Origin of the sequence: Roseateles asaccharophilus (assembly GCF_031458115.1) — a bacterium.
GTDB classification, from domain to species: Bacteria; Pseudomonadota; Gammaproteobacteria; order Burkholderiales; family Burkholderiaceae_C; genus Pelomonas; species Pelomonas asaccharophilus_A.
Genome location: NZ_JAVDXV010000011.1, coordinates 41,185 through 63,718, shown reverse-complemented (window position 1 = coordinate 63,718; position 22,534 = coordinate 41,185). Strand labels below are relative to the sequence as shown.

The 22,534-nt window shown below is 70.7% G+C and carries 25 protein-coding genes; 15 read left to right on the top strand and 10 right to left on the bottom strand.

Annotated elements, in window-relative coordinates:
* Window position 1: 1 nt before the first annotated feature.
* Together J2X21_RS24165 and J2X21_RS24160 are read left to right on the top strand one after the other, a co-directional pair.
* Complete coding sequence (locus tag J2X21_RS24165; RefSeq protein ID WP_310332690.1) at window positions 2–559, top strand: HAAS signaling domain-containing protein; 558 nt, start codon at window positions 2–4, stop codon at window positions 557–559.
* A complete protein-coding gene (locus J2X21_RS24160; protein ID WP_310332689.1) occupies window positions 559–1,725 on the top strand; it encodes a metallophosphoesterase in 1,167 nt (388 codons plus the stop codon). The genes J2X21_RS24165 and J2X21_RS24160 overlap by 1 nt, the downstream gene beginning before the upstream one ends.
* 10 nt (window positions 1,726–1,735) lie before the next feature.
* On the opposite strand, the gene ribA is transcribed toward J2X21_RS24160, so the two are convergent.
* A complete protein-coding gene (gene ribA / locus J2X21_RS24155; RefSeq protein WP_310332688.1) occupies window positions 1,736–2,341 on the bottom strand; it encodes a GTP cyclohydrolase II in 606 nt (201 codons plus the stop codon).
* An 80-nt stretch (window positions 2,342–2,421) separates the two neighbouring features.
* On the opposite strand from ribA, the gene J2X21_RS24150 reads away from it, so the two are divergent.
* A complete protein-coding gene (locus tag J2X21_RS24150) occupies window positions 2,422–3,117 on the top strand; it encodes a dienelactone hydrolase family protein (protein WP_310332687.1) in 696 nt (231 codons plus the stop codon).
* 7 nt (window positions 3,118–3,124) lie between these two features.
* On the opposite strand, the gene J2X21_RS24145 is transcribed toward J2X21_RS24150, so the two are convergent.
* Entirely contained in the window at window positions 3,125–3,712 is a 588-nt protein-coding gene (locus tag J2X21_RS24145; RefSeq protein WP_310332686.1) for a PAS domain-containing protein, read from the bottom strand.
* A 52-nt stretch (window positions 3,713–3,764) separates the two neighbouring features.
* Complete coding sequence (locus J2X21_RS24140) at window positions 3,765–4,238, bottom strand: Lrp/AsnC ligand binding domain-containing protein (protein ID WP_310332685.1); 474 nt, start codon at window positions 4,236–4,238, stop codon at window positions 3,765–3,767.
* Window positions 4,239–4,326: 88 nt separating this feature from the next.
* On the opposite strand from J2X21_RS24140, the gene J2X21_RS24135 reads away from it, so the two are divergent.
* Together J2X21_RS24135 and J2X21_RS24130 are read left to right on the top strand one after the other, a co-directional pair.
* Complete coding sequence (locus J2X21_RS24135; RefSeq protein ID WP_404667320.1) at window positions 4,327–7,884, top strand: L-glutamate gamma-semialdehyde dehydrogenase; 3,558 nt, start codon at window positions 4,327–4,329, stop codon at window positions 7,882–7,884.
* Window positions 7,885–8,094: 210 nt separating this feature from the next.
* Window positions 8,095–8,994, top strand: coding sequence for a hypothetical protein (locus J2X21_RS24130; RefSeq protein WP_310332684.1), 900 nt, complete (start codon window positions 8,095–8,097; stop codon window positions 8,992–8,994).
* 19 nt (window positions 8,995–9,013) lie between these two features.
* On the opposite strand, the gene J2X21_RS24125 is transcribed toward J2X21_RS24130, so the two are convergent.
* From J2X21_RS24125 to J2X21_RS24105, 5 genes are all read right to left on the bottom strand, one after another.
* Window positions 9,014–9,490, bottom strand: coding sequence for a DUF6985 domain-containing protein (locus tag J2X21_RS24125; RefSeq protein WP_310332683.1), 477 nt, complete (start codon window positions 9,488–9,490; stop codon window positions 9,014–9,016).
* A gap of 124 nt (window positions 9,491–9,614) precedes the next feature.
* Window positions 9,615–10,133 (bottom strand): hypothetical protein, encoded by a 519-nt coding sequence (locus tag J2X21_RS24120; protein WP_310332682.1) that lies wholly within the window; start codon window positions 10,131–10,133, stop codon window positions 9,615–9,617.
* 3 nt (window positions 10,134–10,136) lie between these two features.
* Window positions 10,137–10,895: a DUF899 domain-containing protein gene (locus J2X21_RS24115; RefSeq protein ID WP_310332681.1), complete on the bottom strand. Its 759-nt coding sequence runs from the start codon at window positions 10,893–10,895 to the stop codon at window positions 10,137–10,139.
* 184 nt (window positions 10,896–11,079) lie between these two features.
* The gene (locus tag J2X21_RS24110) at window positions 11,080–11,748 is read right to left on the bottom strand and encodes a Vgb family protein (RefSeq protein WP_310332680.1); all 669 of its coding nucleotides are present in this window, start codon (window positions 11,746–11,748) and stop codon (window positions 11,080–11,082) included.
* Between the two features lie 46 nt (window positions 11,749–11,794).
* Window positions 11,795–13,015, bottom strand: coding sequence for a helix-turn-helix domain-containing protein (locus J2X21_RS24105; protein WP_310332679.1), 1,221 nt, complete (start codon window positions 13,013–13,015; stop codon window positions 11,795–11,797).
* A gap of 84 nt (window positions 13,016–13,099) precedes the next feature.
* On the opposite strand from J2X21_RS24105, the gene J2X21_RS24100 reads away from it, so the two are divergent.
* Complete coding sequence (locus J2X21_RS24100) at window positions 13,100–13,411, top strand: hypothetical protein (RefSeq protein WP_310332678.1); 312 nt, start codon at window positions 13,100–13,102, stop codon at window positions 13,409–13,411.
* Between the two features lie 50 nt (window positions 13,412–13,461).
* Here J2X21_RS24100 and J2X21_RS24095 read toward each other — a convergent pair whose 3' ends face one another.
* Window positions 13,462–14,061 carry a macro domain-containing protein gene (locus J2X21_RS24095; RefSeq protein ID WP_310332677.1) on the bottom strand — a complete coding sequence of 200 codons (600 nt, stop codon included), beginning with the start codon at window positions 14,059–14,061 and terminating at the stop codon, window positions 13,462–13,464.
* A 136-nt stretch (window positions 14,062–14,197) separates the two neighbouring features.
* Here J2X21_RS24095 and J2X21_RS24090 point away from each other — a divergent pair, with 136 nt between their 5' ends.
* The 4 genes from J2X21_RS24090 to J2X21_RS24075 all read left to right on the top strand — a co-directional run bounded on the left by J2X21_RS24090 (window position 14,198) and on the right by J2X21_RS24075 (window position 17,019).
* Entirely contained in the window at window positions 14,198–14,344 is a 147-nt protein-coding gene (locus J2X21_RS24090; RefSeq protein WP_405048809.1) for an oxidoreductase-like domain-containing protein, read from the top strand.
* 14 nt (window positions 14,345–14,358) lie between these two features.
* Window positions 14,359–14,637, top strand: coding sequence for a DUF2277 domain-containing protein (locus tag J2X21_RS24085; protein WP_310332675.1), 279 nt, complete (start codon window positions 14,359–14,361; stop codon window positions 14,635–14,637).
* 38 nt (window positions 14,638–14,675) lie between these two features.
* Window positions 14,676–15,098, top strand: a complete 423-nt coding sequence (locus tag J2X21_RS24080) for a hypothetical protein (RefSeq protein WP_310332674.1) — start codon at window positions 14,676–14,678, stop codon at window positions 15,096–15,098.
* Between the two features lie 67 nt (window positions 15,099–15,165).
* Entirely contained in the window at window positions 15,166–17,019 is a 1,854-nt protein-coding gene (locus J2X21_RS24075; RefSeq protein ID WP_310332673.1) for an ABC transporter ATP-binding protein, read from the top strand.
* Here the strand turns inward: J2X21_RS24075 and J2X21_RS24070 are convergent.
* A complete protein-coding gene (locus J2X21_RS24070) occupies window positions 17,016–18,005 on the bottom strand; it encodes an alpha/beta hydrolase (RefSeq protein WP_310332672.1) in 990 nt (329 codons plus the stop codon). The two genes, J2X21_RS24075 and J2X21_RS24070, sit on opposite strands and share 4 nt — an antisense overlap.
* A 91-nt stretch (window positions 18,006–18,096) precedes the next feature.
* Here J2X21_RS24070 and proC point away from each other — a divergent pair, with 91 nt between their 5' ends.
* The 5 genes from proC to J2X21_RS24045 all read left to right on the top strand — a co-directional run bounded on the left by proC (window position 18,097) and on the right by J2X21_RS24045 (window position 22,437).
* A complete protein-coding gene (gene proC, locus J2X21_RS24065; RefSeq protein ID WP_310332671.1) occupies window positions 18,097–18,909 on the top strand; it encodes a pyrroline-5-carboxylate reductase in 813 nt (270 codons plus the stop codon).
* A gap of 6 nt (window positions 18,910–18,915) precedes the next feature.
* On the top strand, window positions 18,916–19,455 hold the full coding sequence (locus tag J2X21_RS24060) for a chorismate--pyruvate lyase family protein (protein ID WP_310332670.1): 540 nt from the start codon (window positions 18,916–18,918) through the stop codon (window positions 19,453–19,455).
* A gap of 155 nt (window positions 19,456–19,610) precedes the next feature.
* Window positions 19,611–20,162, top strand: coding sequence for a hypothetical protein (locus J2X21_RS24055; RefSeq protein WP_310332669.1), 552 nt, complete (start codon window positions 19,611–19,613; stop codon window positions 20,160–20,162).
* 72 nt (window positions 20,163–20,234) lie between these two features.
* Window positions 20,235–21,383, top strand: a complete 1,149-nt coding sequence (locus J2X21_RS24050; RefSeq protein ID WP_310332668.1) for an HPP family protein — start codon at window positions 20,235–20,237, stop codon at window positions 21,381–21,383.
* Window positions 21,373–22,437 (top strand): Gfo/Idh/MocA family protein, encoded by a 1,065-nt coding sequence (locus J2X21_RS24045; RefSeq protein ID WP_310332667.1) that lies wholly within the window; start codon window positions 21,373–21,375, stop codon window positions 22,435–22,437. Before J2X21_RS24050 ends, J2X21_RS24045 begins: the two co-directional genes overlap by 11 nt.
* Window positions 22,438–22,534 lie beyond the last annotated feature (97 nt).

Below are 22,534 nucleotides of genomic sequence, written 5' to 3'. Positions count from 1 at the left end.
CATGGACACGCGACAACGAATCCAGCGCTACAGCCAGGAGCTGGCCACCTACCTCGCGCCGCTGGACCCGGCCGACGCGGCCGAGGTGATTCGCGAGATCGAGGGCCATGTGCTGGACGTGCTGGAGCAGTCCGAGCGCAGCGGCCAGCTGGTGCAGCTGGAGAACGTGCTGGCCGGCTTCGGCGAGCCGCGCGAGCTGGCGGCGCGCTATGTGTCGCATGTGCTGGCGGGCACGCCGCCGCCGCGAGGTTTCCGCGCGATCCAGACGGTGCGGCGCGGCGTCACGCGCGGCCTGTACGGCTCGATGGCCGCGTTCGGCTATGGCCTGGCGCTGTGCTTCCTGAGCCTGGCGGTGGTCAAGCTGCTGGGCCAGGGCTCGGTGGGCTTGTGGGCCACCCCTGGGGGCGAGAGCGTGGTCATCGGCTTCACGGGCGCACCTCACCCGGATCAGGCGGAGCTGCTGGGCCCGCTGTTCGCGCCGGTCGCGCTGGCGCTTGCCGCGGCCATTGGCCTGCTGACCCGGCGCGTGCTGCAGGTGCTGTCTCGCAGCCTGCGGTGATGAAGCGGGTATTGGCCAATCTGGGCCATTTCCTGGTCGTGCTGCTGGTGCTGGCGGTGCCTGCCGCCGCGCTGGCTCTGGCCTTGGGCCTGGACGTCGACTACGGCGACGACATGCGGGCCTACAAGGTCGGCGACGAGGGGCCGCATGTGTTCCGGACGGCCGAAGGCTGGCAGGTGGATCACATCCGCGGCAGCCGCGCCGAAGGCTTCTGGCTGGAGCGGCATCGCCATGCGGCGGGGCAGGGCTTCGACGCGACCGTGCAGTTCCCGCTCGACGACAGCCGCTTCACCGTGCGCGTGGAGCCGGACATCGCGACGCCGCCCGTGGTGTACGACGACGGCCAGCCGCTGCTGGCGCTGTCCGATGTGGAGGGCAACTACCGCACGTTCCGCGACTTCCTGATCCAGCAACGCGTGATGGACCGCGAGCTGCGCTGGACCTTCGGCCGCGGCCACCTGGTGCTGGTCGGCGACTTCGTCGACCGCGGCGCCTCGACCACGCAGCTGCTGTGGCTGATCTACAAGCTGGAGCAGGCAGCCCGGGCGCAGGGCGGGCACGTGCACTTCATCCTCGGCAACCACGAGATCAAGAACCTGCAGGGCAACTTCCAGTCCGCGCACAAGAAGTACATCGGTGCCGCAGGCATCCTGGAGCGCCAGCAGCACGAGCTGATGGGGCCGGACGCCCTGCTGGGCCGCTGGCTGGCCAGCAAGAACAGCATCGAGAAGATCAACGGCCACCTGTTCGTGCACGGCGGCCTGCATCCCGGCGTTGTCGCCGCCGGCTTCGATCTGGCGCAGATGAATCGCCTGGTGCGCGAGCACTATCGCCGGCCCTACTTTCCGCGCCCGCAGCCGCTGCCCGAAGACCTGCTGATCCACACGCAGACCGGCCTGGCCTGGTACCGCGGCTACGTCGAGAACGAGGCGTCGCAGGCCCAGGTCGACGCGACGCTGCGGCATTTCGGCGCCAAGGCGGTCGTGGTGGGCCACACGCCGGTCTGGCGGGTCCAGAAACGCTACGACGGCCGGGTGCTGGCCATAGACGTGAAGCACCCGCTGGACTACCGCGGCAGCATGCCGCCCAGGCGTTCCGAGGGCTTGCTCATCGAGGGCGGGGCCTACAGCCGCGCGCTGGCGGACGGTTCGCGGGTGGCGCTGTAGGTAGAGGGCGTCACTCGAACAAGTGGCCCAGGTCGTGGTGGCCCATGCTCTCGGCCTTGGTGCGCAGGTACTTCTCGTTCTCGGGGCCGGGCCGCGTCAGCGACGCCTCGCGCTCCACCACCTCGATGCCGAACTCGGCCAGCGCGGCCATCTTCAGCGGGTTGTTGGTCAGCAGCCGGATGCGGTGCACGCCCAACGCACGCAGCATGCAGGCGGCCGCGTCGTAGCGGCGGGCATCGATGGGCAGGCCTAGCGCGGCGTTGGCCTCGATGGTATCGGCGCCGGCATCCTGCTCGGCGTAGGCGCGCAGCTTCTGCACCAGGCCGATGCCACGGCCCTCGTGGCCGCGCATGTAGACGATGGCGCCGCGGCCCTGTTTGGCCACGCTTTTCATCGCCGCCTCCAGCTGCGGCCGGCAGTCGCAGCGCAGCGAGCCGAACACCTCGCCGGTCATGCACTCAGAGTGCACCCGCACCAGCGGCGGTTCGTCGCCGGTCAGCTCGCCCATGCTCAGCACCACATGCTCCTGGCCCGTGTCGCTCTCACGGAAACCGTGGATGGCGAACTCGCCGAAGGGCGTGGGCAGGCGGGTGGAGACGATGCGTTCGATGTTCATGATGAGGGGCCATTGTCGCCCCGCGCGGGAAAACCCGTGGCGGACAGGGCAGACTCCCGTTCCTAACTTCGGAGCACAGCATGCCGCAGACGATCAGCTTTCAACGTCCCGATGGCGCCACCGTCAGCGGCTACCTAGCCGAAGCCCAGGCGCCACTGGGCGCCGTCGTCGTCATCCAGGAATGGTGGGGCCTGAACGACCAGATCCGCGGCGTGGCCCGGCGCTGGGCGGATGCCGGCTTCACGGCGCTGGTGCCCGACCTGTACCGCGGCAAGAGCACCGTCGAGCAGGAGGAGGCCCACCATCTGATGACGGACCTGAACTTCGGCGACGCCGCGTCGCAGGATGTGCGCGGCGCGGTGAACTACCTGAAGGGGCTGAAGCTGGGCAGCGGCAAGGTGGGCGTCACCGGCTACTGCATGGGCGGCGCGCTGACCGTGCTGGCCTCGACGCTGGTGCCCGAGGCCGATGCGGCCGTTGTCTGGTACGGCATGCCGCCGGTGGAGTATGTGGACGCGAGCAAGATCACCATCCCGCTGCAGGCGCACTGGGCTACGCAGGACGAGTTCTTCAAGATCGCCGGCGTGGACACGCTGGAGGCCAAGCTGAAGGAAGCCGCCGTCCGCTATGAAGGCCACCGCTACCTGGCCCACCATGCGTTCGCCAACGAGGAAGCGCAGGGCCCGGGCCGCATCCCGCAGACGCAGTACGACGCCTTGTGGGCGCAGCAGGCCTGGGACCGCGCGATGCGGTTCTTCGGCCGCGAGCTGGGTTGAATCGGCGCTAGGCCTGCGGCGCGAGCCGGCTCGTGAGTTGGGCCAGCGTGTCTTGCAAGAGGTCGTCCACGAGGGCCAGCACGCGCTCCCGCTCCTGGGTGAGCTTCTGGTCGGCCGTATCCGACAGCAGCCGATGGAACGGCAGCGCCAGCGTCGCCCCTTCCATCAAGCCCCGCGGCCCTTCAGGCAGGCCGCCCATCGGCGTGGGCGGGCGTTCGGTCAGGTCCAGCATCGTGCCCACCATGCGCAGTGCCCGGCCGTCGGGGCCGCGTTCGATGATGCGGCCGCGGGAGTGCATCAGGCGGTAGCCCGAGCCATTGGTGCGCAGCCGGAACGTCGCCTCGTAGCCGGGCGTGGCGCCGCGCGCGTGCTCGCGCATCGCGTCCAGCGTGGGCGCCAGGTCCTGAGGGTGCACCCGGCAGCGCCAGAAATGCGTGCTGTCCGCGCGCTCCGGCTCGGGGAAGCCCAGCCGCTGCTTCCACGGCGGCGAGTACTGCACGGTCTCGAGTTCGTGGCGCAGGTCCCACAGGCCCAGTTCGCCCGCCTCGGCGGCCTGGCGCCAGCGGATCCAGGCCGGTTGATGCCGCATGTCCATATGGACCATTGTGAGGGTGGCGGCGGGCGGAAGCCTTCAGGCAGGTGTGTCCTCAGATCGGCAACGCATTCGTCGACTTCACCTCCTCCATCACCGCATAGGTGCGCGTCTCGCGCACGCCCGGCAGCGTCCAGATGACGCTGCCGATGAACTCGCGGTAGGCGGTCATGTCGCGCACGCGGGTCTTCAGCAGATAGTCGAAGCCGCCGGCCACCAGGTGGCATTCCAGGATCTCGGGCCGGGCCTGGACGGCGGCCTTGAAGGTGTCCATCACGTCCAGCACCGTGCGGTCCAGGTGCACCTCGATGAAGACCAGCATGGCCGCGCCGAGCTTGGCCGGGTTCAGCCGCGCCTCGTAGCCCAGGATGTAGCCGTCGCGGGTCAGCCGCTTCACGCGTTCCAGCACGGCAGTGGGGGACAGGTGCACCGTCTCGGCCAGCTTCAGGTTGGAAATGCGCCCGTCCTCCTGCAGAACGCGCAAGATGCGGGCGTCGATCTTGTCGAGTCGGCTGGTGTCGTCGGTCATCTGGATTTATATCTAGGCTGATGCGAATGCTTGGAATTTAATCCATGAAACACATGGATAGAGTGCCAATCCTCACAGGAGTCCCGCCATGTCCACGCCTTTCGTCGTCCCGCCCGAGTCGCCCCGCCTGCCCGATCCCTACCGGGCCGAGGCCCCCGTCGTGCAGGCGCTGGCCGACCGCGTGGGCGCCGCGCTGGACTGGCCCGGCGTCATCGCGATGGCATCGCCCTGGGTGGAGCAGGTGCGCCGCAACCCGGCGCCGTTCTGGGCGATGGAGTCGCTGCTGCGCGAGTACCCCATCACCAGCAGCGAGGGCCTGGCGCTGATGCGGCTGGCCGAGGCGCTGCTGCGCGTGCCCGATGCCCCCACCGCCATCGCGCTGACGGCCGACCAGCTGGGCCGCGCCGACTTCGACGGCGCCAGCGAGGGCAGCCCGCACAAGATGCTGGCCGCGCTGTCGGCCTCGGCCATCTCCATGTCCAAGCGCTTCCTGCCGGGCGCCGAGGACGAGGGCGGCATGTTCAAGCGCCTGGGCGCGCAGACCGTGGTGGCGGCCACGGTGCGCGCCATCCAGCTGCTGGGCCGGCAGTTCGTGCTGGGCCGCAACATAGCCGAGGCGATGGGCGAGGCGGCCGACGCGCGCAAGGCGCAGAAGAACCTCAGGTTCAGCTACGACATGCTGGGCGAGGGCGCCCGCACCGAGGACGACGCGCGCCGCTACCAGGCCGCCTACGTCGGCGCCATCAAGGCCATCGCGGCGGGCCAGCGCGCCGACGGCCCGGAAGCCTCCGATGGCATCTCCATCAAGCTCAGCGCGCTGTTCAGCCGCTACGAGGTGCTGCAGCGCGAACGTGTGTTCGTCGAGCTGCTGCCGCGCGTGTGGCAGCTCATCACGCTGGCCGCCGAGGCCAACATCAACCTGACCATAGACGCGGAAGAGGTCGATCGCCTGGAGCTGTCGCTGGACGTGCTGGACCAGCTGGCCGCGCGCATCGCACTGTTCTACCCGCAGTGGCGCGGCTTCGGCCTGGCCGTGCAGGCCTATCAGACCCGCGCGCTGCAGGTCGTCGACGAGGTGGCGGCCATCGCGCGCAAGCACGGCCTGCGCTTCATGGTGCGGCTGGTCAAGGGCGCCTACTGGGACGGCGAGATCAAGCGCGCGCAGGAACTGGGCCTGACGCACTACCCGGTGTTCACGCACAAGCAGCACACCGATGTGAGCTATCTGGCATGCGCCCGTGCGCTGATCCAGCACGCCGACGTCATCTACCCGCAGTTCGCCAGCCACAACGCCGGCACCATCGCCGCCATCGTGCAGATGGCGCGGGCCACCGGCGCCAAGTTCGAGATGCAGCGCCTGCATGGCATGGGCGAGGGTGTCTACCGCGAGGTGCTGAAGGACGGCAGCATCCCCTGCCGCGTCTACGCGCCGGTGGGCGAGCACCGCGACCTGCTGGCCTACCTCGTGCGCCGCCTGCTGGAGAACGGCGCCAACTCGTCGTTTGTGCACCAGCTGGCCGACCCCGCCGTGCAGGTGCCCGAGCTGCTGGGCTCGCCGCTGCTGGACGTGCGCGGCGCGTCGGCGCTGCCGCTGCCGCCTGCGCTGTACCTGGACGGCGAGGGCCGCGGCCGCGCCAACTCCACCGGCGCCGACCTGACCGCCCCCGCGCAGCGCGAGCCGCTGCAGGCCGCGCTGGACACGGTGCGCGTGGAGCCGGTGCCCGAGGCGACGGCGGCCGACGTTGATGCCGCGATGGCCCGCCTGCACGCCGGCTTCACCGGCTGGAACGGCACGCCCGTCGCGCAGCGCGCCGCCATCCTGCGCCGCGCCGCCGATGCGCTGGACGCGCGCCTGGCCGAGTTCTGCGCGCTGCTGGTCAAGGAGGCCTTCAAGACCCAGGCCGACTGCGTCGCCGAGGTGCGCGAGGCCGTGGACTTCCTGCGCTACTACGCCGACATCGCGGAGCAAGACCCGGCCCACATGCACGGCCGCGGCGTGTTTGTCTGCATCAGCCCTTGGAACTTCCCGCTGGCCATCTTTGCGGGCCAGGTCGTCGCGGCGCTGGTGGCCGGGAACACCCTCGCGGCCAAACCTGCGGAGCAGACGCCGTTTGTCGCGCTGAAGATGGTGGACCTGCTGCATGCCGCCGGCGTGCCGGCTGATGCACTGCAACTGCTGCACGGCGCCGGCGAGACCGTCGGTGCCGGCCTCGTGGCCCATGCGCACACCGCCGGCGTCTGCTTCACCGGCTCCACGGCCGTTGCGCAGCTCATCAACAAGGCGCTGGCAAAGAAGCCGAACTCGCCGATTCCCCTCATCGCCGAAACCGGCGGCCTGAATGCGATGGTGGTGGACTCCACCGCGCTGCCCGAGCAGGTCATCGACGCGGTCGTGCAGAGCGCCTTCCGCTCCGCCGGCCAGCGCTGCTCGGCGCTGCGGCTGCTGTGCGTGCAAGACAGCATTGCCGACGGCGTCGTCGAGATGCTGAAGGGCGCCGTGCAGCAACTGTGGGTGGGCAAGCCCGAGCAGCTCGCCACCGACGTGGGCCCGGTCATCGACGACGAAGCCCATACCAACATCGGCAAGCATGTCGAGCGCCTGAAGCGCGAGGCCCTGCTGATCGCCGAGGCCCCCGTGCGCGATGTGCTGCCGCGCCAGATCCGCCCGGTCGCGTTCGAGATCCCGCGCATCGCCGATCTGGGCGAGGAGATCTTCGGCCCGGTGCTGCATGTCGTGCGCTTCAAGGACTCGGTGGACGAGGTCATCGCTGACATCAACCGCCTGGGCTACGGCCTCACGCTGGGCATCCAGACCCGTATCGACAGCCGCGCCCAGCGCCTGGCCGACGACGCGCGCATCGGCAACGTCTACGTGAACCGCAACATCATCGGCGCCGTGGTGGGCGTGCAGCCGTTCGGTGGCGAAGGCCTGTCCGGCACCGGCCCCAAGGCCGGTGGCCCCGACTACCTGCGCCGCTTCGTCGCCGAGCCGCGCGTCGACGCGCCCGCGGTGGCGCTACAGCTGGACGGTCCGGCCACGCCGCTGGCGCTGGGCGTGGATGCCAGCTGGCGCGACCTGCCGCTGGCCGACCGCATCACGCGACTGCGCCGTGGCACCGACATGCTGGACGCCCCCGCCGCCTTCGTGCTGCGCGACCTGTTCGCCGCCGCGCAGACGCTGTTCGCCGACGCGGTGCTGCCCGGCCCCACCGGCGAGAGCAACACGCTGCGCCACCATGCGCGCGGTGCCTTCGTCGTCATCGGCCGCGCCGAGCACGGCCTGGCCGCCGTCGTCAGCGCGCTGCTGGCCGGCAACAGCGTGGTCTGGCTGGGCGGCGACGAGCGCACGGCCCAGGCGCTGCTGCGCGCCGGCCTGCCGGCCCAGGCGCTGACGCTGCTGCCCGAGACCGCCACCGCGGGCGTGCTGGCCGCGCCGCAGCTCGCCGGCGTGGCGCTGGCGTCGTCGGACGCGGCCGTCGCCCACTGCCTCGCGCAGATCCTCGCCGCGCGGCCCGGCGCCATCCTGCCGCTGGTGGTGGCGGCCGGCCATGTGCGCCAGCTCTACCGCTTCACGGCGGAGCAGACGCTGACCATCAACACGGCGGCGGCCGGCGGCAACGCGGCCTTGCTGGCGGGCATGCACTGAAAAAACGAGGCCCCTCGCCCAGTCCCGCCGCGCTGAACGCGGGCGTGGCTGGTCGGTCCCCCGAGGGGACGGCGATGCTCGCGGCATTGAGCCACGAGCACATCGCCCACCCGGGCCGGCTTGGGAGCGGCCCGGCGCTCGGCCCGACCATCCCTGGAACCTCGCGCAGCCTTATCCTTGACGGGACAACCGCCCCCAAGAGGCCCGCCGTTGAGCGACCCGTCCGCCACCGCAAGTCCCCCTTCTGAAGCCGCCAGCCTCGGCCGCCGCAGCCTGCTGGGCCTGTCGGCCGGCAGCCTGCTGCCGAGCTGGGCGATGGCCGAGCCGCTGCTGCCGGCGCTGATCCCGGACGACGTGCTGCGCGACTACCGGCGCTTCCTGGCCGGGCGCGATCCCGCGGCGGTGACCGACTACGGCGGGCCGCTGTCGCGCCGGGATGTCGTCGAGGTCGTGCTCATCCATCAGGCGCTGGCGCGTCAGGACAAGGCGCTGAAGCTCGCCATGGCGCCCATGCCCACCAGCCAGCGGCTGCACGCCGAGCTGCGCGCCGGCCACGCCGCCTGCAGCGCCACCAGCTATTGGCGGCAGGACTTCCCGCAGCCCGACGGCCTGCTGTTCAGCGACCCCGTGCTGCTGGACGGCGAGTTCGAGGTGGGCCTGTACACCACGCCCGGCAATGCGCGCGCGCTCGCCGCCCGCAGCCTGGCCGACGTGCGCCAGCTGCGCGTGCTGAGCAACAACACCTGGCGGGTGGACTGGCAGACGCTGCAGGCGCTGGGCGTGGCGCAGCTGCAGCACGTCGCCAGCTGGAACCTGATGCCGCGCATGCTGCAACAGGACCGCGCCGACCTGCTGCTGGCGCCCTTCCAGCCCACGCCGGACATGGCCATGCTGGTGGAAGGCGTGCGGCTGATGCCGGTGCCGGGGCTGAAGGTCGCGATGCGCGGCACGCGGCACTTCCTGGTGTCGGCCACGCACGCGCAGGGCCCGCGGCTGCGCGACCAGCTCAACGCCGGCCTCGCGCAACTGCGCCAGCAAGGGCTGGTGCGGCGCGCCTACGAGCAGAGCGGCTTCTTCAATGCGAAGGTGGCGGACTGGCTGAGGCTTTGAGGCCGCCTCGCTGACCGGATCACGGCGGCAGCACGCTGCCGTTCAGCTCGATCAGCCGGCCCTGGCGCAGCCGCGCGCCCACCGTGTGCTCGTCGTCCCAGGCCACCTGGTAGCCGATTTCCACCGTTAGCCCGCCATCCAGCGGCGCGACCTGCACGAACTTGATGGCCGCGTGGGGCCAGACCTGCTCGGGGTCTTCGAGGTCGGGCATGCCGCCGGGCGGTGGCAGCTCCTCGCCGAAGGTCACCGCCGTCGCGTGCGGCGCGTAGTGGTCGAACATCGCACGGCCGATCTCGGGCTGCCACTGTGGATAGTCTGTCGAAACGACCCGCGCCACCTCCAGCGCCTGCGCATCCGGCGAGTCGCGGGTACCGGCCAGCGCCAGCGGTGCCACCGCGCCGCCGAAGGCCAGCGAGCCGCGCCACAGGCCACCCTTCCACCGCAGCTCGCCGAGCTGAGGGTCCAGGTAGGGTGGGGGCTTGAAGAGGCTGAACATGCGGGGCTGGGGCCGTGGGGGACCTAGATTCGAGGCCAAGCCGCGCTGCCGGTCAATCCAACGCAGCACCGTGCCGTCACCTGTAACAGCGTCAGGCAGCCACCAACGAAACCACGCTTGAGTGCTAACGAAGCCACAAGGCGTCAGCACCCCGGCGGGCGACCCAGGCCGCCACGGCCATCACGGTCAGCATCGCCGCCATGTGAGCCGCCACGGCCGCCAGCGCCAGCGCGAGCGAGCCCGATGCCGTGATCTCCCGCGCCGGCGATGCGCTCAGGCACAGCGGCACCAGCGCGGGCACCAGCATCAGCCCGCTGCCTTGCAGCGTCGTGGCGATGAAGGACCACAGCGCCAGGGCGGTGCCGCGCCTGCGGCGCCATGCCAGCGAGGCCACCAGACCCAGCACGCCGGCCGCGGCCAGCAGCGGCAGCGCGTCCATCGCCAGGCCCAGCGCCACGGCCGCGGCCACGACGCCGACCGACACCGCATGTCCCAGCGCCAGCGGCACCAGCGCGCGCAGCGTGGCGCGTTCGTCGCGCTCACGCCAGCCGCAGGCCGCGGCCAGCGCCCAGCCACTGCAGGGGTTGAGCCCGTGCAGCGCGCCGGCGCCCGCCACGGCCAGCCAGGGCCACAGCGAGGACATGCCTCAGGCGCAGCCGCAGCCGGTGGCCGGCGCGGCCGCGTCGCCATAGCGGTCGTGGTGCCGCACCCATTCCATGCCGTAAGACATGTCCTGCTCGTCGCGGCCCTTGGGGGTCAGGTCGATCAGGCTGTAGGCGCCCATCATCACTTCCACGCCGCGGCCGAAGGTGGAGTAGGTGTGGAAGACCTGGCCGTCGTCGTCGCGCCAGAAGCAGCTGATACCCGGCGCCTCTTGTTGCGACAGCGGCGTCATGTGGAAGTTGTAGAACACCTCGCCGCGCGCCGTCTCCTCGGGTGAGAAGCTGACGTGGAAGTCGCGGTTGAAGTCGTTGCCATGCGACGAGACCCAGTCGAACTTCCAGCCCATGCGTTCACGAAAGCGCTGGATCTCGGCCAGCGGTGCGCGCGACACGGCCAGCCAGGCGATGTCTCGCTGCGCCAGGTGGATGGCGATGCTGTCCAGGTGGTCGGCCATGAAGGAGCAGCTCTTGCAGCCCTGCTCCCAGCCCGGGCCCAGCATGAAGTGCTGCACCAGCAGCTGTCGCTTGCCCTGGAACAGCTCGCTCAAGCGGCGCGGGCCTTGCGGCGTGTCGAACACATAGTCCTGCTCCAGCTTCACCCAGGGCAGCGCGCGCCGCTCGCTGGCGACGCGATCGCGTTGGCGGGTCAGTTCCTTCTCCTGCGCGAGCAGCGCCTTGCGCTGGGCCAGCCAGCGGTCGCGGGTGACGACGGGGTGGGAGATGAGGGGCGGGTTGGTGGTCATGGCAATCTCCTTGAAGGTCGATGAACAGGCCATGCGGCGGCGCCACCCGGTGTCGGGCGGGTCGTGCAAGGCTGGGGGAATCGGAGGGGCTGGGGCCGAGCGCCGGGCCGCTCCCAAGCCGGCCCATCAGGCGATGTGCTTGCGGCTCAATGCCGCAAGCATCGCCGTCCCCTCGGGGGACCGATCAGGTGCGCCCGCGTTCAGCGGTGCGCGACTGAGCGAGGGGCTTCCTGACGGCGCGGACCTTGCCGCTGCCGCCGCCACCGGCGTAGAACAGGTCGCGGCCATCGGATTCGAGGCCGCTGACACCGGTGCCGCTTGGCATCTGCAGCGTCTGCAGCACCGCGCCGCTGGCGGCGTCGATGTGGCGGATCTCGCTCTCGTCACCTTCCCAGGTGCCGTGCCACAGCTCGCCGTCCACCCAGGTCACGCCGGTGACGAAGCGGTTGGTGGCGATGGTGCGGCGCACGGCGCCGGTGTCGGGGTCGATCTGCGCGATGCTGCGGTCGCGGTACTGGCCCACCCACAGGCTGCCCTCGGCCCAGGCCAGGCCCGAGCAGCCCTGACCCGGCGCCGGGATGGTGGCGACCACGGTGCCCGTGGCGGGGTCGATCTTGGCGATGCGCGACTCGGTGATCTGCCAGAGGTGCCGGCCATCGAAGGTCGTGCCGGCGTCGCAGGCATGCGGCAGGTGCCGCTGCACGTCGCCGCTGGCCGGCGCGATGGCCAGCAGCCCGCCGTTGGTGGCGGCCCAGACGCGCTCGCCGTCGTGTGTGACGCCGTGGATGGCGGGGCTGCCGTCGAAGGGGCCGTATTCGCGGACGATCTCGGCGGGCTGGGTCGTGGTGCTCATCGCTTGCTCCGGTGGTGGGCGCCGTGGTCAGCGCATGGACGCAAATCTACGCAGACGGCGGCGCGGCGGGGAGTAACAAGATGGTCGTGAAACCGGTCAGCGGCGGGGCCAGCCAGCGGCGCGAGCGCGTCTGGCCCACGGCGCGCACGCGGCCCTGGGCCTCCAGCTCGGCCAGCTCGCGTTGCACCTGGCGCTGGCTGCTGCCCAGCGCCAGCGCTAGTGCGGACGTGGACCAGGCCGCGCCGTCGGCCAGCAAGGCCAGCAGTTCGCCTTGCTCGTTCTCCACCGGCGGCGCCAGCACGGCCACCCCGCGGCCGTCCAGAGGCCGCAGCGCAAAGCCGCCGGGCGTGGCGGTGATCGTCGCCACGTCGGCCATCAGCGCGCGCAGCCGGCCGATCTCCACGCGCAGCCGGGCGCGGTGCGTGTCGTCGGGCTCGCGCAGCCGGAAGGCGCGGGCGATCAGCGTGTCGCGGCTGGCGTCGCCCGGCCAGGCCTCCGCCAGCGCGCGCGCCAGCGTGAACAGGATGGGACGGCGCGCCAGCGGCAGCCAGGCGTCGCCTGCGCGCACGCCATGCCGGCAGGCGTCCACCACCAGCGCGCCGGAGTCCAGCAACGCGGCTGCGCCGGCCAGGCGCAGCGTTTCGGTGGTGCCACCGGTCACGCGGCGGGCGGCGGGCTGCTGCAGCACGGCGTGCGCCTGCGCCACCTCGGCCTGCAGTGCGGGGATGCCGGCGCGGCGCGCGGCGTCGGACGCACGCATGAGTGCCGCCTCGGCCTCGGCGATGCGCAGCGAGCGCAGCGCCAGCTCGGCCTGCGCCAGCGCGGCAACGGCGGCGGGCAGTGGCGGCAGGCCGGCCAGATCGGTGTCGGCCAGCAGCGCGGCCGCCGTGTCCAATCGCCCCAGCAGCAACGCGCGCCGTGCCGCGATGAGCAGTGCCTGCAACGCATTGCCGCGGTCGCCACGTGCTTCCAGCGCGGCGCGCGCGGCGTCCAGCGTGCGCGGAGGCTCGCTGAAGTCGCGCAGCGCCAGCGCCACCTCGGCCTCGGCGACGACGCAGCGTGCGCGGGCCAGTGCCTCGTGCGCACCGAAGCCGCGCGCCGCCTGACGCAGCAGCTCGCGCGAACGGGCCAGCTCGCCCAGCTGCGCCATCGCAATGCCACGCAGCGCCAGCGCCGGCGGGTCGTCGCGCAGCGCCACGCGCTTGAGCGCCTGCAACGCGTCACCGGCGGCGAGCGCGCGTGCGGCGGCGGAAATCAGCGAATCCATCCCCAAAGGCTAACTTGTCGTCCGCGCCGCCGTGCTCCACCATGTCCTCCCGCGCCTGCGGTCATGGGCGCGAGGGAGGACGAGATGTTTCCTTGGATCTGGCTCTGGGCGCCGCAGCTGCGCCTGCCCTTCAGCGGCGACGTGGCGCAGGACATCGAGCCGCGCCTGGACTGGTTCTTCAACGGCATCAAGCCACAGGCGGGCGACGCGCGCATCGAGCGCCAGGCCTTCGAGGTGGCCAGCTATGGCGACCAGCTGGGCGTCATCACCGAGCTGCTGCTGGAATGGGCCCAGCGGCTGCCGGCCGACGAGCAGGCGGCGTCAAAGCCGCTGCAGGAGCTGCGTGCCATCCACAAGCGGATCGAGGCGATCAAGCAGGCCGAGGACCGCAGATAGCCAGGCAGCATCCAGCGCCTGTTTCGGGTGCGGCCATGACGCCGCCGGGGCTAGCCGCAATTCAGCAGCTCGAAGTGCTCGCCCCAGATCTGGCCCAGCTGCATGTCGCGCAAGCCCTTGCCCTTCAGTACCGTGTCGTAGGCTAGGCGCATCTGGCGTGCTGCGCGATCGGGCGGCATTTCGCCGATGCCGGTGCACATCCCTGGCGTCAGCACGGTTCGGATCTGCCGTTGGGTGACGGCTGCGTTGTGGGCCAGCACGGCCGCCAATGCCGCTCGAAAAGCCAGATAGGCGTTGACGGTCTGGCTGACGCTGGCGGGTATGCGCATCGTTGGCGCGCTGACCAGGTAGGGGATCTCGCTCCTATGGGTCTCGATGACCAAGGCCTGACCGACGGGCAACTCGCCGTAGTACTGGTCGTGCAGCAAGTCCCTCAGCCGTTGCTCCATCGAAGCGCCGAAGTACTGGCCGTAGATCAGGTCGATGCCGCCATCGAGGCAGCCAAAGCTGTTGGCCGGACTGATGATGGCATCGGCGCTGGCGTCGAATATCTCGCCGGTCGACACGGTCACCAGATAGTCGTCCGCAAACGCGGACTCCATTGCTTTGGTGACCAGAGGGTTGGTGTCCCGGATATGCAGCTCGATCATGGGGGCGATTCTGGTGGGCTTGGTGCGCCAGGTCGAGGTCCGAAGAAGCCGTTCAGGACAGAGGATTGGGCGCCGACGGGCAGGTGGCCATCTTCGCTGCTTCAGAATGGCTGCTGTGACCGACGACCCCGATCCCATGCCCCAACCGCCCCCGCAGCCAGACTTCGACGCCTGCTGCGGCAACGGCTGCGACCCCTGCATCTTCGACCTGCACGACCTGGCGATGGACGAGTACCGCCAAGCGCTTCGGTCTTGGCGGGAGAGGCATCCCGAGGCGGGTTGACTGAAAGACAAGCCATGTGCCGCAACATCCGCACCCTGTTCAACTTCGAGCCCCCGGCCACCGAGGTCGAGATCCGCGATGCGGCGTTGCAGTTCGTGCGCAAGCTCAGCGGGTTCAATGTGCCGTCCAAGGCGAATGAGGAAGCCTTCGACCGTGCCGTGGCGGCGATTGCCGATGAGGCGCGCACATTGATCGCTTCACTGACGACCACGGCCGAGCCCAAGAACCGTGAGGTCGAGGCCGCCAAGGCGAAGGCTCGCTCCGCGGAGCGGTTTGGACGTCACGAAGCCTGACGCACAATCGCCGCGCCCCCCGGCTCGCCCACCCCACCATGCGCCTGAAGATTGCCCTCGCCGTCGTCGCCCTGCTGCTGCTCGTCACGGCCTGGTTCGTGTTCGCCTGGCATTGGAGCTACTCCGAGGGCGAGCGTGCCGGCTGGGTGCAGAAGTTCTCGCGCAAGGGCTGGATCTGCAAGACCTGGGAGGGCGAGCAGGCGCTGGTGTCGCTGCCGGGTTCCAGCACGGTGGAGAAGTTCAACTTCACCGTGCACGACGAGGCCACGGCCCAGGCCATCAACAAGGTCATGGGCCGGCGTGTGAACCTGCACTACGAGGAGAAGGTGGGCCTGCCGACTTCCTGCTTCGGTGAGACGCGCTACTTCGTCACCGGCGTCACGCTGGTGGACGAGATTTCGCTGTCGCCGGGCATCGTGGTGCCCGTGCCGCTGTCACCGGCCTCGGCGGCCAGCCAGTAGGCAGGACTGGGGATGGCCGTACCCATGCTGTCCTGCATTGGCAGCATGGGCGCGCGACACTAGCCGGATGTCTTTGTTCCAGCCGCTTGTTTCGCGCTTCGAGCGCCTCGTCGACCCTTACCCTGAGATCGCAGGCAGCGCGCCCCCAGCCAGCTTCTTCGCGTTCCTGTGGCGCTGCGCGGACGGTGTGCGGCCGCACCTGGCGGCGGTCACGCTGTTCACGGCCGGCATCGCGGCGGCCGAGGCGCTGCTGTTCAGCCTGATGGCATCGCTGGTGGACTGGCTGGCCACGCAGAAGCCGGCCGAGCTGTGGAACCAGCCCCAGCCCGTGGTGCTGATGCTGCTGGGCGTGCTGGGCGTGTCCATCGTGCTGGCCGCCGTGCAGGCGCTGACCAAGTACCAGGGCGTGTTCGGCAACTTCCCGATGCGGCTGCGCTGGATCTTCCACCGCCGCATGCTGGCGCAGAGCCTGGCCTTCTTCGGCGACGAGTTCGCCGGCCGCATCGCGACCAAGGTGATGCAGACCGCGCTGGCCGTGCGCGACACGTGGTTGATCGTCGTCGACATCCTCGTCTACGTGGCCGTCTACTTCGGCACGCTGGTCGCCATCGTCGCCAGCTTCGACGCGTGGCTCATCGTGCCGTTCGCGGCCTGGCTGGCGCTGTACCTGGTGGCGCTGCGTTTCTTCGTGCCGCGCCTGGGCAAAATCGGCCAGGCGCAGGCCGACGCGCGCAGCCTGATGACCTGCCGCATCACCGACGCGTATACGAACATCGCCACCGTCAAGCTGTTCGCGCACGGCCGCCGCGAGGCCAGCTACGCCAAGTCGGCGATGCAGGACTTCATGGTCACGGCCTACGGCCAGATGCGGCTGGTGACGGGCTTCGAGGTCGTCAACACCGTGCTGTCGGCGCTGCTGGTGGGCAGCACGGCGCTGCTGTCGCTGTGGCTGTGGGGCGTGTCGGCCATCGGCGTCGGCGCCGTCGCGGCGGCCACGGCCATGGCGATGCGGCTGAACGGCATCTCGCACTGGATCATGTGGGAGATGGCCTCGCTGTTCGAGCATGTGGGCACCGTGCAGGACGGGCTGGCCACGCTGTCCAAGCCCACCACGGTGGTCGACACCAAGGATGCTGCCGCGCTGACGGTGCCGCACGGCGAGGTGCGCTTCGAACAGCTGCGATTCCACTACCCCAATGGCAAGGTCGTCGTTGACGGGTTGGACCTGACCATCAAGCCCGGCGAGAAGATCGGCCTGGTGGGCCGCAGCGGCGCCGGCAAGAGCACGCTGGTCAACCTGCTGCTGCGCCTCTACGACCTGCCGGAGAACGGCGGCCGCATCCTCATCGACGGGCAGGACATCGCGGGCGTGACGCAGGACTCGCTGCGCCGCCACATCGGCATGGTCACGCAGGACACCTCGCTGCTGCACCGCTCGGTGGCCGACAACATCCTGTACGGCCGCCCTGACGCGACGCCCGACGACATGCAGCGCGCCGCCGTGCGCGCGCATGCCGACGAGTTCATCGCGTCGCTGTCGGACCCCAAGGGTCGCACCGGCTTCGAGGCCTTTGTCGGCGAGCGCGGCGTGAAGCTGTCCGGCGGCCAGCGCCAGCGCATCGCCATCGCCCGCGTGATGCTGAAGGATGCGCCCATCCTGCTGCTGGACGAGGCCACCAGCGCGCTGGACAGCGAGGTCGAGGCCGCCATCCAGCAGAGCCTGTACACGCTGATGGAGGGCAAGACGGTCATTGCGATCGCGCACCGCCTGTCCACCATCGCTGCGCTGGACCGGCTCATCGTCATGGACGCCGGCCGCATCGTGGAGCAGGGCTCGCATGCCGAGCTGCTGGCACAGAACGGCATCTACGCGCGCCTGTGGGCGCACCAGAGCGGCGGCTTCCTCGGATTGGAGGACTAGCGCGGCAGCAGCCGCGGCGCATCCAGCACCCGGCCGCGCAGCCGGGCGTCGAGGAAGGCCGCGCTGTCGCGCAGCGCATCGCCCAGGTCGATCTGCGCCGCCTCGGTCGCGCTGCCGCTGCGCGGCCCGCGGGCACCGCCGCCCGCAGGTCCTTGCGGGCCGCCCTGGCCGCCGCCACGCGCGCCCATGCCGCCGCCGGCGCGGCCTCGGAGCTGGTCCTGCTCATGCCAGCCGTCCGGCGCCAGCGTGCCGGCCAGCGCGGCATGGGCGGCGTTGCCCAGGTTCAGCAGCCAGCCGCTGCCCGGCGCCATCATGTCGAAGGCTTGGCGGCGTTCGCCCGGGCGGCGCACCAGGCCCAGCGGGTCGTGGTCCATGTCACTGGTGACGACCAGGGCCGCGGCACCTTGAGCCGGTGCCTGCATGGCCGGCGGGCTGATCGCGATGACGGCGCGCCAGGGTGTGTCGCCGCGCGCGTCCAGCGCGGTCTGGGCGCCGGTCTCGTAGCCGGCCAGCGCGGCACGGCTCCAGTCCAGCGTCGGTTGCGCGGCCTGCAGCGCGGGCAGCAGCCGGCGCAGCGCCGCCAGCCGGTCGGCGCGCAGCGCGTCGCAGTAGTGCAGCAGGCCCAGCTCGCGGAACTCGCCGGTGCGCGCCAGCTCCGAGCGCCAGGCGGCTGCGTCGGCCTCCAGCGGCTGCAGGCCCAGCACCGTGTAGCCGGCCTGCGCCCAGGCCGTGGCCCAGCGCTGGCCGGCGTCGGCGCCCTGGCCCAGCCCCGGCAGGTAGACGACCACGGGCTGTCCCGCGCCGGCCCCTGAGCTGCGCGTGAGCTGCACGCGCCGGCCCTGCACCTCGAAGCTGGCCAGCGCCAGGTTCAGCTCGCGTGTGGCGGTCTCGGCCCAAGGCTTGGGTGTGGGCGGGCCGCCGGCGCAGGCGGCCAGCGCGAGAGAAGTCAGCAGCAGCGTGCGGCGGGAGAGGCGGGGCAGCGTCATGGCGCGCACGATATCCGGGCGGCCTCGCGGTTTTGTTTCTCGTTCTTGTCAGGCCGGGGCGAGGAAAAGCGACCGCCTTAGACTCCCGCCCATGAAAGCAGAAAAGATCGCCCTTGTTGGCGGAGGCAACATGGCCAGCGCCATGCTGGGGGGCTTGCTGCGTGCCGGCATGTCGACCGCGCAGTTCATCGTCGTGGAGCCCTACGAGCCGCAGCGCGAGAAGCTGGCGGCGCAGTTCGGCGTGCAGGCACTGGCCGTTGGCGACGCCAGCCTGGCCGACGCGTCCACGGTGGTCTGGGCGGTCAAGCCGCAGTTGTTCACGGCGGCCGCCGAGCCGCTGAAGGCCTGGCTGGGCCAGGCGCTGCAGCTGTCCGTCATGGCCGGCATCACGACCGCATCCATCGCCGCGGCCAGCGGCAGCGAGCGCGTCGTGCGCGCGATGCCCAACACGCCGGCGCTGATCGGCCAGGGCATCGCGGGCCTGTTCGCGCGCCCGGCCGTGTCGGCCGACGAACGCGCCACCGTGGAGCGGTTGCTGGCGCCGACGGGTCAGACGCTGTGGGTGGACCGCGAGGACGACCTCGACGCGGTGACCGCGCTGTCGGGCTCCGGCCCGGCCTATTTCTTCTTCGTCGTGGAGGCCATGATGGCCGCCGCGCAGGACATGGGCCTGACGGGCGAGCAGGGCCGCCGGCTGGCGCTGGCCACCTGCGCCGGCACGGCCGCGCTGGGGCTGGCCTCCAGCGAATCGCCCACGGTGCTGCGCGAGCGCGTCACCAGCAAGGGCGGCACGACCTACGCGGCCGTCACGTCCATGCAGGCGGACGGCGTTGACGCCGCGCTGCGCCGCGCCGTGCTGGCCGCGCAGAAGCGGGCGGCGGAGCTGGGCAAAGAGTTCGGCTGAACCGCCATGGGCATCGCCACGCGCGACAGCCTGCGCGACTGGCTGCGTGCGCCCGGCTCGCTGAGCCGGCGCCTGGCGCGGCTGGGCGAGCGCTTCGAGGTGCAGTTGCTGCGCCAGGCGGTGGCGCCTTTCCGCGCCCGCGAGCGCGACGCGCTGGGTCTGCCGCGGCGGGGTCTCACCGTCGTGCGTGAGGTCATCCTGCGCGTCGACGGCGAGCCGCTGGTCTGGGCGCGTTCGGCGCTGCACCAGCGTGCGACGCTGGGGCCGTGGCGGGCGCTGAAGGGCCTGGGCAACCGGCCACTGGCGCATCTGCTGTACGACGATCCGCGCATCCACCGCAGTGAATTGCAGCCGCGCCGTCTGGCCCGCCAGGGCCACACGCGCCGCCACGCTGCACGCCAATGGCGCGAAGCCACCGGCCAGCCGCTGCCGGCGCAGATGCAGTGGTCGCGCAACTCGGTGTTCAGCCGCAATGGCGCGCAGCTGCGCGTGATGGAGCTGTTCGCGCCGACGCTGGCCGGCCGCCGACCGGGGTCGAAACCCTAGCTGTCTACGACCTGACAGTTAGGTCATGAAATGGTTTTCACGAATCATAAATTCGCGACTTGAGCCATAAGCCGCCCTACACTCGGTCCACGTCAAAGGGGCGTTAGTAGATCCTCCGCGCCACGGTGCAGGAGGGCAGATGTTTGGGGCAGAAAATGAAAACCCGTGAGGTCGTGATCTTCAGCGGCGAGCACTTCGTCGTCCCGCAATGCATTCAGCGCATTGACCACTTGTCCACGCACGGCTGGCAGTTGCGCTACGGGGGTACCAAGCTGTACTCCGACCACAGCCAGGATGGCAGCGGCGCGAAAAAGGCGCTGGCACTGGCCACCAAGGAATTGCTGAAGCGCATCGCGACGATGCCGGCGCCTTCGCGCCTGCGCCGCACACCCAGCCGCAAGAAGCAGAGCGACCTGCCGTCGGGCATCTCCGGCCCCATCGTCCGCCAGCGTGCGGGCAGCCGTGTCCGTGATTGCAGCTTCGCGGTGACCCTGCCGCGCTTTGGCGACACGCCGCTGGCGCGTAGCGTCTACATCGGCACCGAGAACACCTACACCGTCGAGCGCTACCAGGAGGCGCTGGAGCGCGCCGTCGCGCTGCGCGAGAAGGCCGAGGCCGCCTACCAGCGCGCCGCGACCAAGGAGCGCCGTGCCCAGGCGCAGGTGCTGAAGACGCAGATGAGCGGGCTGCTGGCCAAAGCAGCCTGAAACCCGAATGAACCGGGCCGCGTAGCGGTCGCGGACACAATGCGCGGCTAGGCCATCTGGGCCTGGTTGCCCATGTCATCTGCTTCGCTGCCCGACCGAGTCCTGAGCCTGCTGAATGCGCTGCGGCCCGCGCCGCTGGCCGTCGATGCGCGCGAGCGCCTGCGCGTGGTGCTGGGCGCCGGCCTGGGCGTGCTGCTGGCGGGCCTGCTAACGCATCTGTTCGACGGCGCGAACCTGCCTTGGCTGGTGGCGCCGCTGGGCGCCAGCGCCGTGCTGGTGTTCGGCGTTCCGGCCAGCCCGCTGGCCCAGCCGTGGGCCGTCGTGGGCGGCAACACGGTGTCTGCGCTGGTGGGCATCGCCTGTCTGCATTGGCTGCCTCTGCCGCCGGTAGGGATCGCTGCGACCGCCGTTGCGTTGGCCATCGCGCTGATGTTCGCGCTGCGCTGCTTGCATCCGCCGGGCGGCGCGGCGGCGCTGCTGATGGTGCTGACCGGCATGCTGGACTGGCACTTCGCCTTCGTGCCGGTGGCGCTCAACTCGCTGCTGCTGGTACTGGCCGGCATGGCCTACAACAGCGCCACGGGCCGGCGCTATCCGCATGCGCAGCATGTGTCCGCCGCGTCGCCGGCCGTGGGTGCCAGCGTGGCGCCGCCGCGCTTTGGCGACGCCGAGCTGGACGCCGTGCTGGCCCGCTACAACCAGGTGCTGGACGTGCCGCGCGACGACCTCTCGGGCCTGCTGCAGGAGGCCGAGCTGCTGGCCTACCGCAACCGGCTGGGTGGGCTGCGCTGCGCGGACATCATGTCCAGCCCCGTCGTCACGGTCGAGTTCGGCACGCCGCTGGCCGAGGCCTGGGCGCTGCTTCAGCAGCACCGCATCAAGGCGCTGCCGGTGGTGGACCGCGTGGACCGCATCGTGGGCATCGTCACGAGAGCCGACTTCATCCGTGCGGCCGAAGGCGAGCAGCGCGAAGGCCTGGCGGGCCGCCTGCAGACGCTGCTGAAGCCGTCGCCGCAGACGCATTCCACCAAGCCCGAGGCGGTGGGCCAGATCATGACGCGCCAAGTGCGCGTGGCCAGCGCCGACCGCGCCATTGCCGAGCTGGTGCCGCTGTTCTCGGCCATCGGCCACCACCACCTTCCCATCGTCGGCGAGCAGGCAAGGCTCGTCGGCATCCTCACGCAATCCGACCTCGTGAAAGCCCTCAGCCATGGCCCATGACGACAAGCAGACCTTCAACTGGGGCGTCATCGGCCCTGGCGGCATCGCCAACCGTTTCGCCGGCGCGCTGGCGGCCGTGCCGGGCGCCCGCCTCGCGGCCGTGTTCGCCCGCGATGCCTCCAAGGGCCAGGCCTATGCCGACCAATGGAAGCAGGGCGGCGAAGCTGCGCGCGTGACGACAACGCTGGCAGACCTGCTGGCCGACCCGGCCGTGGACGCCGTCTACATCGCGACGCCGCACTCGCATCATTCCGAGTACATCCGTGCCGCGCTGCTGGCGGGCAAGCCGGTGCTGTGCGAGAAGCCGCTGGTCACGTCGCTGGAGGAGGCCCAGACCTTGATCGATCTGGCACGCGAGAAGGGCGTGTTCCTGATGGAAGCGGTGTGGACGCGTTTCCTGCCGGCCTACGACCTGGCGGCCAAGCTGCTGCGCGAGGGCGCCATCGGCGAGCTGCGCGCGATGAACTCGACCTTCTGCTTCACCGGCCCCGCCGACCTCAGCCACCGCTGCTGGAACCCCGCGCTGGCTGGCGGCTCGCTGTGGGACATCGGCATCTACAACCTCGCCGTGACGCGCTGGGTGCTGCAGCAGATGAATGGCGGCGTCTGCCCCGAGCCGCTCCACATCGACGTGGCCGCCACGCTCGCACCCACGGGTGTGGACGCGTCCGTCTGTGCGACGCTGCACTTCCCCGGCGGCGTGACCTCGCAGTTCCGTTGCGGCTTCGATGCGTCATCGGTCAATGCCTTCGAAGCCATAGGCACGAAGGCGGGCCTGCGTTTCCCGACCGACTTCTGGGGCTCGGAACAGGTGGAGCTGGTCACGCGCAAGGAAGCACCCCAGCGCTTTGACGCTCCCCACGTCATCAACGGCTTCGAGGGCGAGATCGCCGAGGCTCAGGCCTGCATCCGCGCGGGCCTGCTGGAGAGTCCGCGCGTGCCTCACAGCGAGACGCTTGGGCTGGCGCGCTGGAGCGACGCCATCCGGGAGAAGTTTCCCGGCGGCGTTAATAAGAAGCCCCTCGCCCAGTCTCACGCCGCTGAACGCGGGTGAGCCTGGTCGGTCCCCCGAGGGGACGGCGATGCTTGCGGCATTGAGCCGCAAGCACATCGCCCAAGGCGGGCCGGCTTGGGAGCGGCCCGGCGCTCGG